General features: G+C 69.0%; 12 protein-coding genes and 1 tRNA gene. 6 read left to right on the plus strand and 7 right to left on the minus strand.

Translation table 11 applies throughout. The annotated features are described in order from the left end of the window. Positions 1-62: 62 nt before the first annotated feature. The 6 genes from VGV60_16615 to VGV60_16640 all read right to left on the minus strand — a co-directional run bounded on the left by VGV60_16615 (position 63) and on the right by VGV60_16640 (position 5,120). Positions 63-1,523, minus strand: a complete 1,461-nt coding sequence (locus tag VGV60_16615; GenBank protein HEV8702896.1) for a sigma-54 dependent transcriptional regulator — start codon at positions 1,521-1,523, stop codon at positions 63-65. A gap of 189 nt (positions 1,524-1,712) precedes the next feature. Further along, on the minus strand, positions 1,713-2,138 hold the full coding sequence (locus tag VGV60_16620) for a polymer-forming cytoskeletal protein (GenBank protein ID HEV8702897.1): 426 nt from the start codon (positions 2,136-2,138) through the stop codon (positions 1,713-1,715). A gap of 46 nt (positions 2,139-2,184) precedes the next feature. Further along, a tRNA-Gly gene (locus VGV60_16625) sits at positions 2,185-2,260 on the minus strand. Positions 2,261-2,311: 51 nt separating this feature from the next. Next, positions 2,312-3,424, minus strand: a complete 1,113-nt coding sequence (mnmA, locus tag VGV60_16630; protein ID HEV8702898.1) for a tRNA 2-thiouridine(34) synthase MnmA — start codon at positions 3,422-3,424, stop codon at positions 2,312-2,314. Beyond that, positions 3,421-3,960 carry an FHA domain-containing protein gene (locus tag VGV60_16635; protein HEV8702899.1) on the minus strand — a complete coding sequence of 180 codons (540 nt, stop codon included), beginning with the start codon at positions 3,958-3,960 and terminating at the stop codon, positions 3,421-3,423. Before VGV60_16635 ends, mnmA begins: the two co-directional genes overlap by 4 nt. Next, positions 3,957-5,120, minus strand: a complete 1,164-nt coding sequence (locus VGV60_16640) for a cysteine desulfurase family protein (GenBank protein ID HEV8702900.1) — start codon at positions 5,118-5,120, stop codon at positions 3,957-3,959. The genes VGV60_16635 and VGV60_16640 overlap by 4 nt, the downstream gene beginning before the upstream one ends. A 119-nt stretch (positions 5,121-5,239) precedes the next feature. On the opposite strand from VGV60_16640, the gene ileS reads away from it, so the two are divergent. Genes ileS through VGV60_16665 form a run of 5 tightly spaced genes read left to right on the plus strand, consistent with a single transcriptional unit; the run spans position 5,240 to position 11,286 of the window. Then, entirely contained in the window at positions 5,240-8,077 is a 2,838-nt protein-coding gene (gene ileS / locus VGV60_16645; protein HEV8702901.1) for an isoleucine--tRNA ligase, read from the plus strand. Next, entirely contained in the window at positions 8,074-8,589 is a 516-nt protein-coding gene (gene lspA / locus VGV60_16650; GenBank protein HEV8702902.1) for a signal peptidase II, read from the plus strand. Before ileS ends, lspA begins: the two co-directional genes overlap by 4 nt. Position 8,590: 1 nt before the next feature. Continuing rightward, a complete protein-coding gene (lgt, locus tag VGV60_16655) occupies positions 8,591-9,406 on the plus strand; it encodes a prolipoprotein diacylglyceryl transferase (GenBank protein HEV8702903.1) in 816 nt (271 codons plus the stop codon). Between the two features lie 3 nt (positions 9,407-9,409). Next, on the plus strand, positions 9,410-10,414 hold the full coding sequence (locus VGV60_16660; protein ID HEV8702904.1) for an RluA family pseudouridine synthase: 1,005 nt from the start codon (positions 9,410-9,412) through the stop codon (positions 10,412-10,414). Continuing rightward, entirely contained in the window at positions 10,411-11,286 is an 876-nt protein-coding gene (locus VGV60_16665; GenBank protein ID HEV8702905.1) for a Rossmann-like and DUF2520 domain-containing protein, read from the plus strand. The genes VGV60_16660 and VGV60_16665 overlap by 4 nt, the downstream gene beginning before the upstream one ends. Before the next feature lie 107 nt (positions 11,287-11,393). Here VGV60_16665 and VGV60_16670 read toward each other — a convergent pair whose 3' ends face one another. After that, positions 11,394-12,329, minus strand: coding sequence for a hypothetical protein (locus VGV60_16670; GenBank protein ID HEV8702906.1), 936 nt, complete (start codon positions 12,327-12,329; stop codon positions 11,394-11,396). A 265-nt stretch (positions 12,330-12,594) separates the two neighbouring features. On the opposite strand from VGV60_16670, the gene VGV60_16675 reads away from it, so the two are divergent. Continuing rightward, positions 12,595-13,341, plus strand: a complete 747-nt coding sequence (locus VGV60_16675; protein ID HEV8702907.1) for a DUF4388 domain-containing protein — start codon at positions 12,595-12,597, stop codon at positions 13,339-13,341. The last annotated feature ends 148 nt before the right edge of the window (positions 13,342-13,489 follow it).

Below are 13,489 nucleotides of genomic sequence, written 5' to 3' on the forward strand. Positions count from 1 at the left end.
TCAAGGTTCCGAAGCGACCGGATCCACGATGCGATCCGCCTCCCGGTCGCTCCTCGACGCTCCTAGTTGTTGCTCCCCTGATCCGATGCCGGCTCCGCCGCATGGGAGCCGTGAACCGCCGCGTCGCCGCCGCTGCGCTCCGTCCCGCCCTTCAGCGGAATGCCCAGCCTCTTCATCTTCTCGATGAGCGTGGTCCTCTTGATTTTCAGCAGCTCCGCCGCGCGCGTCTTGACCCAGCCGGCGTGCTCGAGGGCCTGGTAGAGCATCCGCTGCTCGTAGGTGGCCAGCACCTCGTCCAGCGAGAATCCGTCCCCCCCGACGTGCAGGACCGGCACCTCGATCAGGCCCTCGTCCAGGATCTCCCGGGGGAGGTCCTCCGGCCCCAGCACCTCCTTGCTGAACGACAGGGCCACCGCCCGCTCGATGACGTTCTCGAGCTGCCTCACGTTCCCGGGCCAGGAGAATTCCATCAGCAGCTTCATCGCCTCCGGGGCGAGGCGCTTGGCCGCGACGTTCATCTCGCCGCAGTACTTGTTCAGGAAATGCTGGATCAGGACCGGAACGTCCTCCCGCCGCTCGCGCAGGGACGGCAGCTGGATCGAGATGACGTTCAGCCGGTAGTACAGATCCTCCCGGAACCGCCCCTCCTCCATCATCGCCTTGAGGTTCACGTTGGTGGCGGCGATGATGCGCACGTCCACCTGAATCTTCTTCGTGCCTCCCAGCGGCATGAACTCCCGCTCCTGCAGGACGCGCAGTAGCTTGATCTGGAGGCTCACGCTCATGTTGCCGATCTCGTCCAGGAAGAGCGTCCCGGTGTCCGCCGCCTCGAAGCGCCCCGGCCGATCGGCGACCGCGTCGGTGAACGCCCCCTTCACGTGGCCGAACAGCTCGTCCTCGAGCAGCGAGTCGGGAATGCCGCCGCAGTTGACCGAGACGAAGGGACGATTGCGACGATCCCCGTTGAAGTGCAGCGCCCGCGCCACCAGCTCCTTTCCCGTCCCGCTCGCGCCGGTGATCAGGACCGTGCTCCGGCTGCTGGCCACCTGCTCGATGAGCGAGAAGAGGCGGCGCATCACCGGACTCTGCCCGATGATGTTGTGCACGCCGTAGGTCGTCTCCAGCTGGCGCCGCAGGTAGACGTTTTCGCGCCGCAGGTGGCTCCGCTCGAGCGCCTTGCCCACGACCAGCTCCACCTCCTCCATGCGGAAGGGCTTTACGATGTAGTCGACCGCACCCATCTTCATCGCCTTGATCGCCGTCTCCACCGAAGCGTATCCGGTGATCATGACGACCGGGAGTTCCGGCTTGGCGGAGGTGATGTCCCTGAGGACCTCCATGCCGTCCACGCGCGGCAGGACCATGTCCAGGATCACCAGATCGAACGCCTCCTCGCGCGCCGCGGCGACCGCCTTCTCGCCCGACTCGGCGGAGGAGACCCGGAATCCCGCCTCCTGCAGCGACTGGCCCAGGACCTGACGCACCCCTTCGTCGTCGTCCACCACCAGGATCTTCTCGTTCAAGGTCTCCTCCTCGAAGTGTGTCGCTCCCTCGAAGAGCAAGGGGTGTGCCAGAACTCCGACACCCGTGAAAGGAGTGGAAGCGCTTGGATTTGAGGGAGAACAGGGAAGTCGGACCTAGGCGCGCGTCAGAATGGTGACACAAAACGTCAACGGATGGAAAAAAAGCGTCAGCCGTCCGGCGGAGCGTTCCTAGCGTGCGGTGCGGCGATCGCGACCCGGCAGGCCGGCGACACGGGCTCGCCCCCGGACGATCGAACCGGGGCAGACCTCGAGGACCGGCGTGTCCATGTCCCCTTCGAAATCGCCGGTTGCCGAGAGGGACACTCGGGTCGAGACGGACATCTTGCCTCGCGCCTCCCCCTCGAGGTCGACGCTGTAGGCCTCCACGTCGGCATCGATGCGCCCCCCGCTTCGAACGCACAGGCCGCCGCGGATGGCGATCGCGCCCTGCACCGCGCCGCGCACCACCACCGGGCCGTCGCCGAGGATCCGGCCGACGATTCGCGTGTGCCTCCCGACGAGCGTCCGGCCGCCGGACGCGGCCCCCGGCGCCTCCGGGACCACGGGAAGCGCTTCTCCCGTCTCGACCTTTGGTTCGCGTTTTCGGAAGAGCACGGCGCGACCCCCCGGGACGCCGCGCAGGCGGCTAGGGAGAAGAGAATGGAGCGGGCAGCGGGACTTGAACCCGCGACACCGAGCTTGGGAAGCTCGTACTCTACCAGCTGAGCTATGCCCGCCCCTGGACAGGCTCCTAGCGGGCCGAATCTAGCATCGCCCGAAGCGCCCTGTCAAACCGCCTCCTGGATGAACCCACCGCCCAGAAGCAAATCGTCGTGGTACAGGACCACCGCCTGCCCCGGGGTGACGGCGCGCTGCGGCTGGTCGAACGCCACCCGGATCCGTCCCCCCTCGAGGGGCGTGACGACGGCCGCCGCTCCGGCGTGGCTCGATCGGATCCGGGCGGTCGCCTCGATGGGCGTCCGGGGCCTTTCAATCGACACCCAGTTCACCCGCTCGGCGACGAGCCCGCTGCGGTACTGCTCGCGATCCTCCCCCACGATGACCCGGTTGCCGACCGGGTCGAGTGCCACGACATACAGGGGCCGTCCCGATGCCACTCCGAGCCCGCGGCGCTGGCCGACGGTGTAGCCGGCGAGGCCGGTGTGTCGCCCGAGGACCCGGTCCTCGGTATCGACCAGATCTCCGGGGGGGCCCGTGTCTCCCGCCTCGCGGCGGACGAACGCCCGGTAGTCGCCATCCGGGACGAAGCAGATGTCCTGGCTGTCCGGCTTCCGGGCGTTCGGCAGCTCATGGCTCAGGGCGATCGACCGGACCTGCTCCTTCTTCATTCCGCCGAGCGGAAACACCGCCATCGCCAGCTGCTCCTGGCCGAGGTCGAAGAGAAAGTAGGACTGGTCGCGGGCCCGGTCGAGCGCCTTGAGAAGCTGAAAGCGGCCGGCCGCTGGATCCCGGCGGACGGAGGCGTAGTGCCCCGTGGCCACCGACGAGGCCCCCAGCTGGCGGGCGCGCGCCGCCAGGTGCCGGAACTTCGGGCCGCTGTTGCACTGCACGCAGGGGACGGGGGTGCGGCCGGATCGATAGTCCGACACGAAGGGATCGATCACCTCGCGCTGGAACTCCTCTTCGAGGTTCAACACGTAAAAGGGGATGTCGAGCCGGTCGGCGACCTCCCGCGCATCCTGCACGTCGCGCGGCGAGCAGCACCGTCCATAGACCGGCAGGCCGTCGCGGCTCCGGTCGTAAAGCTGCATCGACAGCCCGACGACCGACTCCCCCGCCTCCTTCAGCAGGAGGGCCGCCACCGAGGAATCGACTCCGCCGCTCATCGCCACGACCGTGCGGCCCGAGGCCGCGTCGCGGGAAGCGGCCGCCTCCGTCATGCGAGCGTCTCGAGGTCGCTCTCGATCTGGGTCAGGATCAGCATCAGCCGGGTCCCCCCGAGACGGAATTCCGTCCGGTTCTCGATTTCCGCCTGCGACACCTTGACCTCGTTGACGAACACCCCGTTGGTGCTGCCCAGGTCCTTGAGCACGACGCGCGCGCCGTGAACCTCGACACAGGCGTGCTGCCGGGAGACCTCCGTGTCGTTCAGCACGATGTCGGCCTCGCCACGACCGAGGATCATGCGCGGCCGTTCGATCAGGTAGATCCGGCCGCTGTCCTTCCCCTCCAGGACGGCCAGGGACAACCGCCGATCGGACGGCATCGCCAGGTCGCCCTGGGGCACCTTCGCGCTCTTGGAGAGAAGGTTGGCGTCCTCCGGAAGGCGCATCGTCTGGTCTCCCGGGTCGCCGCCCGCCGTGACCGTGATCGTGGTGCTGCAGTGCGGGCAGCGCAGCCGGGCCGAGGGGCGCCCGGCGAGCTTCGCCTCGTCGAAGTTGTACTTCCTGGCGCAGCCGCCGCAGGTGACGATCACCGACGGCTCGCCGGCGCGACCGTGGACGCGCGGATGCGATCGACGACCTTCGCAACGACCTCTGCGACGCTCTCGATCTCGCCGTCGGTCGCCGCGGGGCCCAGGCTGACCCGGATCGAGGAGCCCGACGACTCGCCCAGCCCCATGGCGTCGAGCACGTGCGACCGTCTGACGGTGCCCGCCGAGCACGCCGATCCGGACGAGACCGCGATCCCCTCCAGATCGAGCGCCATCACCAGGACCTCTCCCGTCACTCCCGCGAAGGCCAGGCTCGACGTATTGGGGACCCGCGCGGCCCCGGCGCCGTTCACCCGGGAGGCGGGAACTCGCGCGAGGATCTCGCGCTCCAGCCGGTCGCGCAGCGCTCGAACCCGGAGGGATTCTTCAGGCAGCGCCCGCGCCGCCGCGTCCGCGGCGGCTCCGAGACCGGCGAGGGCGGCGACGCTTTCCGTTCCCGGGCGGCGGTTCAGCTCCTGCCCGCCCCCGCGCAGGTGCGGGCGCAGGGCGACGCCGCCGCGCACGAACAGGGCCCCCGTGCCCTGCGGCGCGCCGAACTTGTGTCCCGCGATGGACAGGAGATCCACACCGAGAGCGCGCACGTCGATCGGCACCTTGCCGGCGGCCTGGGCGGCGTCGCAGTGGAACAGGAGGCCGCGGCGCTGGAGCTCTGGGCCGAGAGCGCCGATCGGCTGCAGGGTCCCCACCTCGTTGTTGGCGAGCATCAGCGACACCAGCCCCGTCCCGGGGGCGGCCGCCTCGAGAAGTGAACCGGGCTCGACGACCCCGGCGCGCGTGGGCGCCACCCGCACCACGTCGATCCCCCGACGCTCCAGGTCCCGCAGCGGCTCCAGGACCGAAGGATGCTCGATGGCCGAGGTGACGACGCGCCCCGAGGACGACGGGAGCCGTGCGGCGGCGCCATAGATGGCCATGTTGTTCGCTTCGGTTCCCCCGGCCGTCAGGACGATCTCCTCGCGCCGGGCGCCCAGGAGGCGCGCCACCTGCTCGCGCGCGGTTTCGATGATCATGCGGGCGCCCCGCCCGGCCGCATGGAGGCTCGATGGATTCCCCGCCGGCCCGGCCAGCACACGGTCCATGGCCAGGCGCGCCTCCCGCCGGAGGGGGCTCGTGGCGTTGTGATCGAGGTAGATGGCCCGCATTGGGGGAACCTAGCACAAGGCCGCCATCCTTGACAATATTCGGAAGTGTGCTAGATTCCGTGCTTCCGCTCTCCGGCCAAACCGCTGGCCGCCAACGATATACGACGATCCCGGGAGCCATGGAAACGCGCGATTTCAAGAACACTCTCAACCTGCCGCGCACCGACTTTCCGATGAAGGCGGACCTGCCCCGGCGGGAGCCGGCCCTCCTGGAGCAGTGGGACCGGCTCGATGTCTACGCCGCCGTGCGCCGGGCGCGGGCCGGGCGGCCCCGGTTCGTCATGCACGACGGCCCCCCCTACGCGAACGGCAACATCCATCTCGGGCAGGCGCTCAACAAGATCCTGAAGGACGTCGTGGTGAAGTCGCGCACCATGCTGGGATTCGATGCCCCGTACGTGCCGGGATGGGACTGCCACGGGCTGCCGATCGAGCATCAGGTGGACAAGGACCTCGGCAGGAAGAAGGCCTCCATGTCGCCGCAGGAGATCCGTGGCGCCTGCCGCGCCTACGCCGAAAAGTACGTGGGCATCCAGCGGGAGGAATTCCGGCGTCTGGGCGTCTTCGGGGAATGGGCCCGGCCGTACCTGACGATGGACCCGGTCTATGAGGGGACGATCGTCGACCAGATCGCGCGCTTCGTGGAGAACGGCAACATCTACCGGGACAAGCGATCGGTCCACTGGTGCCCGCGCTGCGCCACGGCGCTCGCGGAGGCCGAGGTGGAGTACGAGGACCACGCTTCGCCCTCCATCTACGTCCGCTTTCCCCTGCTGACCGGCCCGCTCGAAGCGCGCTTTCCGGCGCTCGCCGGGCGCCGGGTGTCGATCCTGATCTGGACCACCACGCCGTGGACTCTGCCGGCCAACGTGGCCATCGCCCTGCACCCGGACCTGACCTATCAGTTCGTGGACCTCGGTGACGAGGTGCTGCTGGTGGCGGCGGATCTGGCTTCCCAGGTCCTGGCGCTCAAGGGACTCAAGCCGCGCGCGGTGCTCGCCAGCGTCAAGGGACGGGACATGGAGGGGGCGACGACGGCGCTCGCGCCCTATCCGTTTGCCGCCGAGGGGATTTCGCGCCTGGTTCTGGGCGAGTACGTGACGAAGGACACCGGCACGGGGGCGGTGCACACCGCTCCGGGTCACGGGATGGACGACTTTCAGACGGGACGGAAATACTCGCTGCCGATTTTTTCTCCGGTGGACGACCACGGCCGCTACACCGAAGGCCTGGGGTGGCTCACGGGCCAGAACGTCTTCGAGGCCAACGCGGGAATTCTCGCCGATCTCGAGACGCGCGGCCTCCTGTTCCACGCCTCGACGGTGACCCACAGCTACCCGCACTGCTGGCGGTGCAAGCAACCGATCATCTTCCGCGCCACGGAGCAGTGGTGGATTGCGCTCGATCGCAAGGATCTCAGGCGCCGCTGCCTCGACGCCATCCGGAAGGTCCGCTGGATTCCGGAGGGGGGCGCGCTCCGGATCGGCGGCATGATCGGCACCCGGCCGGACTGGTGCATCTCGAGGCAGCGGGTGTGGGGCGTCCCGCTGCCCTTTCCCTACTGCGCCTCCTGCGGCCGCGAGATCGTCGATGCGGCCTTCGTGCGCCGGACCGCCGCCCTGTTCAGGGAGCGCGGCAGCGACGCCTGGTTCGAGCCGGAGGCCTTCCGTCGCCTCGCCGACGGCACGGCCTGCCCGAACTGCGGCTCCCGGGATCTCGTGGCGCGCAGCGAAATCGTCGACGTGTGGTTCGAATCCGGGGCTTCGTACCCGGCGCTGCTCGGCGCGCGCCCGGGGTATCCCTGGCCGAGCGACCTGTACCTCGAGGGCAGCGATCAGCACCGGGGCTGGTTCCACTCGTCACTCCTGATCGCCGTCAACGATCGGGACACGGCCCCCTACCACGCGGTCCTGACGCACGGCTTCACGCTCGACGGCGCGGGACGGAAGATGTCGAAGTCGCTCGGTAACGTGATTCCGCCGCAGGACGTGATCAAGCAGCACGGCGGCGACGTCCTGCGCCTGTGGGTGGCGACGGTCGATTTCCTCGAGGACATGCGATTGTCGAAAGAGATCCTGGACCGCAACGCCGAGGCGTACCGCAAGATCCGGAACACCTGCCGCTACCTCCTGGGGAACCTGTACGATTTCGACCCCGCCCGCCACGCCCTCGCGCGCGGCGACCTCGAGGAGATCGACCGGTATGTCCTCGGCCAGCTGGACCAGGTGATCGCCCGGACGCGCACGGCGTACGAGCGCTACGAGTTCCATCTCGCCACGCAGGCGATCCACCGGTTCAGCACCGTCACGCTGAGCGCCCTCTACCTGGACGTGCTCAAGGACCGCCTGTACACCAGCCCTCCGGATGCCCGCGCACGGCGCTCGGCGCAGACGGCGATGCGGATCATCCTGGACGCGCTGGCTCGCCTCATGGCCCCGATCCTGTGCTTCACGGCCGAGGAGGTCTGGCAGGCGCTCCGCGGGCGCAAGCCCGGCGATCCCATCGACGAGTCGGTGCACACGATGTCGTTTCCCGAAGCGGATGCGGCGCCCGCCGATGACGAGCTGGATCGCCAGTGGGCGCGACTTCTCGAGCTGCGCGACCAGGTTCTCAAGGCCCTCGAGCTGGCGCGCGCCGAGGGCACCCTGGGGAATTCGCTCGAGGCCCGGGTGATCCTCGAATCGGACGCCGGCACCCTAAGGAATCTGCGGCGCGATCCCGCCTTCCTGCAGGACCTGTTCATCGTCTCCCAGGTGACCCTGGCTCCCTCGCCGGCGGAGGCGGCGGACCGCCCGGGCTCGATCGCGGTGCGCGTGGAGCGGGCCGCGGGAGAGAAGTGCGCGCGCTGCTGGCATGTCACGACCGACGTCGGATCGGACGGGCAGTTCCGCACCCTGTGCGCCCGGTGCGCCGCGGCCGTCCGGTCGATCGTCTCGGCCCGGGGGGAGACCGCATGAGCCGCGACACCCTGGTGCGCCTCGCCTACACCCTGCTGACCCTTTCCGTGCTCGTTCTCGATCAAGCCACCAAGGCGATGGTGGTCTCGCGCATGACGCTCTACTCGTCCACGCCGGTCGTCCCCGGGCTCTTTCACCTCACGCTCGTGACCAACCGCGGGGCGCTGTTCGGCCTGTTCCACGATCTTCCGGACCCCTACCGCAGCACCCTGTTCACCGCCGTGCCGCTCCTCGCCGTGGCCTTGATGCTCGTGTTCCAGTACCGCACGACGGTCCACGACTTCGCCACCCAGTCCGGGCTGGCGCTCATCCTGGGCGGGGCTCTGGGGAACCTGGTGGATCGGATCCGGCTCGGGTACGTCGTGGACTTCCTGGACGTCTTCGTGGGCGAGCACCACTGGCCGGCCTTCAACGTGGCGGACTCGTGCATCTGCATCGGCGTCGCCTGTCTCGTGATCGACCTGCTGGCGCGTGGCTGGAACCGCCAGGCCGCGCTTCCCCCGGGAGCCTGACATGTATCCCGTCCTGTTCCAGCTGGACCTCGGCCGCTTCGGTCAGTTCACGGTCGGGACGTACGGCCTGTTCTACGCCCTCGGGTTCCTTCTGGCGCTGCGCCTGGGGGTGGCGCTGGCCCGCCGCGAGGGGATCGACAGCGCCCGCATCATCGATCTGGGGATCGTGGCGCTTCTGGCCGGCTTCGTGGGCGCCAAGGCGACGCTGTACCTGATCGACGCGCGCTACTATTACGAGCACCCCGCGGAGATCCTGCGGAACCTGCGATCGGCCGGCGTGTTCTACGGCGGCTTCGCGCTCGCGGCCGCGGCCGGGGTCGCCTATGTCCGCCGCCATCGCCTGCCCATCGGCAAGATGGCCGACCTCGCCGCGCCGCCGCTGGCGCTTGGCCAGGCGATCGGCCGGATCGGCTGCTTCGCGGCCGGCTGCTGCTACGGACGGGCCTGCGACCTGCCCTGGGCCGTGACGTTCACCAAGCCGGCCGCCTACCAGCTCACCGGAGTGCCGCTGGGCGTGGCGCTCCACCCGACCCAGATCTACCATGCCCTCGCCGACCTGCTGATTCTCGCCGTCACGCTCCGCCTGCTGAAGCGCCGTCACCCCCCCGGACAGGTCTTCTGGGTCTACGTGCTGCTCTATGCGGTGCTCCGCTTCCTGGTCGAGACCGTGCGGGGCGATGCCGCCCGCGGTGTCTTCCTCGGGGGCGCCCTGTCCACCTCGCAGATCATCGCGGTGCCGGCGGCGCTCGTCGCCGTCGTGATGCTGGTCCGGCTCCGCCGGACCGCAGGCGGCTCCCCCGCGCGCACAGGCGCCTAGGCCATGCCTCCCCGCACCCGGGCGCGCGCCGGCAGGCGGCACCTGACGCTCGATCTGCCGGCCGAATCCCGCGGCCAGAGGCTCGATCGGACGCTGGCCGAGCGGCTGCCGGGGGAAAGCCGCGCCGCTCTGCAGCGGCTCATGCGGGGGGGACGCGTCCTGGTGGCCGGCCGGCCGGCGCGCCCCTCGGACAGGGTGCGCGGCGGCGAGCGGGTGGAGATCGACCGCCCCGCCCCCGTGCCGTCCGCGCTCGCGGCGGAGGACCTGCCTCTGACCATCCTGCACGAGGATGCCGACCTACTGGTTCTCGACAAGCCCCCCGGCCAGACGGTTCATCCCGGCGCCGGTTCCCGAGGCGGCACGGTGGTGAATGCGCTCCTGCACCATTGCCGGGATCTCTCGGGTGTCGGCGGCGTCGAGCGCCCCGGCATCGTGCACCGTCTCGACAAGGACACCTCGGGCGTCCTGGCCGTCGCCAAGAACGATCTGGCGCACCGTGCCCTGGCCGCCCAGTTCAAGGCGCGCGAGGTCGAGAAGGTCTACGAAGCCCTGGTCTGGGGCCGTCCGAGCGCCGGTCGAGGCGTCGTCGATTCCGCCATCGGTCGCCACCCGACTGCCCGCACCCGGATGACGGTGCGCCCGGACGGGCGTCCCTCCCGGACCGCCTACCGGGTCCTCTACACCCGCGGCCCGGTGTCCTTCCTTGAAATCCGGCCGGAGACCGGCAGGACACACCAGATTCGCGTGCATCTCAGCTCGATGTCCCATCCGGTCGTCGGCGATCGCCTGTACGGTGGCCGGAGGGACCCGAACCGGGCCGGCCCGCCCTTCGGGGAGATCCTGCGGTCCTATGCCGGCCTGGCGCTGCACGCGCGGCGCCTCGCGTTCACCCACCCGCGGACCGGCGAGCGTCTGGCCTTCGAGGCCCCGCGCCCTCGGGAGCTTCAGGCCCTTCTGGACCGGCTCGAGCGTCTTCCGGGCCCGGCCGCCGCCGGAGCTTCGAGATGAAGGCGAAATTCGCAATCATCGGGGCGGGACGCCTCGGCCGCACCCTGGGGCGGCTGCTGACGCTCCGCGGGTACCAGCCCACGGGCCTGTCCTGCCGCACCCTTCAATCCGCCCGGCTGGCGCGGGCGTTCATCGGCGGCGGCGAGCCCACGACCTCGAACGTCCAGGCCGCGGCGCGCGCCCGTCTTGTCCTCATCGCCACGCCGGATCGCGAAATAGTCCCCGTGGCGCGCGAGCTGGCGCGGAGCCGGGTGCCATGGGCCGGGAGGGTCGTGTTCCACACCAGCGGGGCGATCTCCTCGGCCGCCCTCGACCCCTTGAAGAGACGCGGGGGGCTGGTCGCCTCGGTTCACCCGCTGGCGAGCATCGCCGCTCCCAGGCGGGACGTCGATCTGCGCGGCACGCCGTTCGCCATCGAGGGCGATCCCGGCGCCGTGCGGCCCCTGCGGCGGCTGGTCATCGAGGTCGGCGGCACTCCGGTCACGATTCCCCGGCAGGCGAAGGCCCTGTATCACCTGATCGCGTGCATGCTCTCCAACGACCTCGTGGCGTTTCTCGCGGGGGGATTTGAGGCCGCGCGCGGCCTCGGCCTGGGGTCGCGCCAGGCCGCGCGCCTGTACATGCCGCTGATCCGGGGCACGGTGGATAATGTGGCCCGGCTCGGGCCCGTCAGGGCGTTGACGGGGCCGGTCTCGCGCGGGGACATCGCGACCCTGCGGCTCCATGGCGAGGCGCTGCGCACCCTGCCCGCGGAAATGCGCCGGGTGCACCGGGCCCTTGCGCTCCGCTCGGTCGGCCTGGCGCTCGAGGCCCGGACCATCACGCCTGAGGTGGCGGCCCGACTGGCCCGATTGCTCGGATCGCTGCCCTAGGATGTCCGAGTATGGGGCCGGGCCGCAACCATCCTTGATCTTGCCGCTCTGCGAAATTACCTTCCAGAAATGAAGAGGGGTGAAGGATGCCGTCGTCCGAGGCGCGGCTATTCGATTCCGTCGATGCAGAATCCGTTCGGGAAGCTGGACGGCGAGAGCATCCCGGGCTCGCCTTTGCAGTTACGGAGGTCTGTCTGCTGCGAGAAGCCGTGCAGCAGGCAGCAGCCGCACGAGTCGCCTGCGCAGGCGAACCGGCTTTCGTCGGATACGGCGACCAGCTTGTTCGGCCAGGCTGCGAGGTTCCCCTGGCGATCGACGGCCTCGATCTTGAACTCGTAGGTGGACTGCGGATCGGCAGGCACGCCGATGACGTTCCTGGATCGCATGATGCAATCTTCCAAGAAGCCCGACGTCGTCCGGCTGAGGATGACGAATCGCCGGGTGTACAGATCGTCGCCCTTGACCTGATCCCCCGACTGGATGTTGTACCGGGCGCTGTCGCACGAACAGGTGGCGCTTGGAATGTCGACGGTGCAGGCCTCTTGAACCGCCGGGGTTTTCTGCTCGACCGGAAAGTTGTTCTGCGAACCGTCGTCGAACAGCACGAGCGATGTCTCGACGGTGCTCTCCGGCGTGATGAAGCTGGAGCTGACGAGGAGAATGTTGTTGTTCCCGGTGGTCGAGTTGGGATCGACGACTTTAGCCTTGAAGTTGATCTCGGTGTATATGGCGTCGATGATGACGCCGGGAACGGTACTGGGGGTGGCCGTGTGGTGGAATGTGGGATCGCCCGGCACGATCCACCAGCCGGTCCCGGTCTGCGGTTCCATGTCCAGATATCCGAATTGGCAGAACAGCGCGAGGACGATTTCGGTGAAATCGCATTGCGTCTCGTGCTGCGGTTCGACGAAATCGGGGTCGACGCTCACAATCGTGGGCGGCTCCCCGAAGATCCGGCGTTCCGGGGCCGTGTCCTGGGTCTTGCTGCACGCGAAGGTGGCAACGACTGCCAGGGAAAGAAGCAGCGCGAGGTTCCGAGGCAACGTCCTCAATGCACGACCTCCAGAGTGTCGAACGCTCAAAAAATCATCGCCCTGGGCCGGCGTGCTTCCCCGACCCATGGCCCCAGAGCCTTTGGAAATCAGTCATTTGGAGCGACCGCACTGAGCGATCGCGGGCTAAGTGTACGGGGAGGCCCAGGGGCTGTCAAGGCCAAATCCCGCGCCTTGCGGCGCAAATACAGCAGCGTAATCGGGCGTCCGGGCCGGCGGGATTCTGGCGCCGTCCGGACCGCCTGAAGGGGCGCCGATGGCCGGATCGACCATTCTGAGCGGGGACCTCGGCGGCATCAACCTGTCCGACATCTTCAGCCTCCTCGGCATGTCCAAGAAGACCGGCGTCCTCAAGCTGACGCGCGGAGCGGAGACCCGGTCGCTGCACTGGGAGCAGGGGGAAATCGTCTTCGCCCGCTCCAATTCGGTGCGCGACAGCCTGGGAAACTGCCTGGTGCGGAAGGGGATCATCACGCCCGAGCAGAACGCCGTGTCGGCCTCGAAGATCGACGAGACCACGCGCCACGGCAAGGTCCTGGTGCGCATGGGGTTCATCACGGCCGATCAGCTCCTGTGGGCGGTGAAGCACCAGGTCCTCGAGATCGTGTACAGTCTCTTCCACTGGCGATCGGGAATCTTCGAATTCGTGGAGGGGGAGCCGGACGCCAAGGAGAAAATCACCCTGTCGATGTCGACCACGAAGATCATCATGGAAGGCATTCACCGGCTCGACGAGTGGGCCAAGATGCGAGCCATTTTCCCCGACGATTCGGTGCTCCTCGAGCCGGCCCTGTCGCCCCGAGAGCTGAGCGCGCGGCCCGACCTCGGGCCGGACGAGAAGAAGATCCTGGCGCTGGTGGACGGCTCCCACACCCTCAGCGAGATCGCCGGCCTAGCCCGCCAGGGGGAATTCGAGACCTACTCCCTGCTCTTCAACCTGGTCTCCGCCGGCGTCCTGAAGGTCCGGGGGGCTCAGGCGCAGGCCCGGCGCGCGGCCCGCTGACCGCTTCCATAGTGGTGCGGAGCTTGTTGCGGTCGGGGCCGGACGGGGCGTTCGTGGGGTGGCCGGAGCCGGTCACTGCGATCGCACACCTCGAGGCATAAGTCCTTCCGATCGCCCAGTTGCGCGCCTTATCCACTGGGCACGCGGT

The organism is Candidatus Polarisedimenticolia bacterium, assembly GCA_036001465.1.
Lineage (GTDB): Bacteria > Acidobacteriota > Polarisedimenticolia > Gp22-AA2 > Gp22-AA2 > Gp22-AA3.

Coding starts and splice junctions, on each gene's coding strand:
- mnmA (HEV8702898.1), bottom strand. CDS start 3,424: ATGACGGAGGCGGCCGCTTCCCGCGACGCGGCCTCGGGCCGCACGGTC.
- VGV60_16640 (HEV8702900.1), bottom strand. CDS start 5,120: ATGCGGGCCATCTACCTCGATCACAACGCCACGAGCCCCCTCCGGCGG.
- ileS (HEV8702901.1), top strand. CDS start 5,240: ATGGAAACGCGCGATTTCAAGAACACTCTCAACCTGCCGCGCACCGAC.
- lspA (HEV8702902.1), top strand. CDS start 8,074: ATGAGCCGCGACACCCTGGTGCGCCTCGCCTACACCCTGCTGACCCTT.
- lgt (HEV8702903.1), top strand. CDS start 8,591: ATGTATCCCGTCCTGTTCCAGCTGGACCTCGGCCGCTTCGGTCAGTTC.
- VGV60_16660 (HEV8702904.1), top strand. CDS start 9,410: ATGCCTCCCCGCACCCGGGCGCGCGCCGGCAGGCGGCACCTGACGCTC.
- VGV60_16665 (HEV8702905.1), top strand. CDS start 10,411: ATGAAGGCGAAATTCGCAATCATCGGGGCGGGACGCCTCGGCCGCACC.
- VGV60_16675 (HEV8702907.1), top strand. CDS start 12,595: ATGGCCGGATCGACCATTCTGAGCGGGGACCTCGGCGGCATCAACCTG.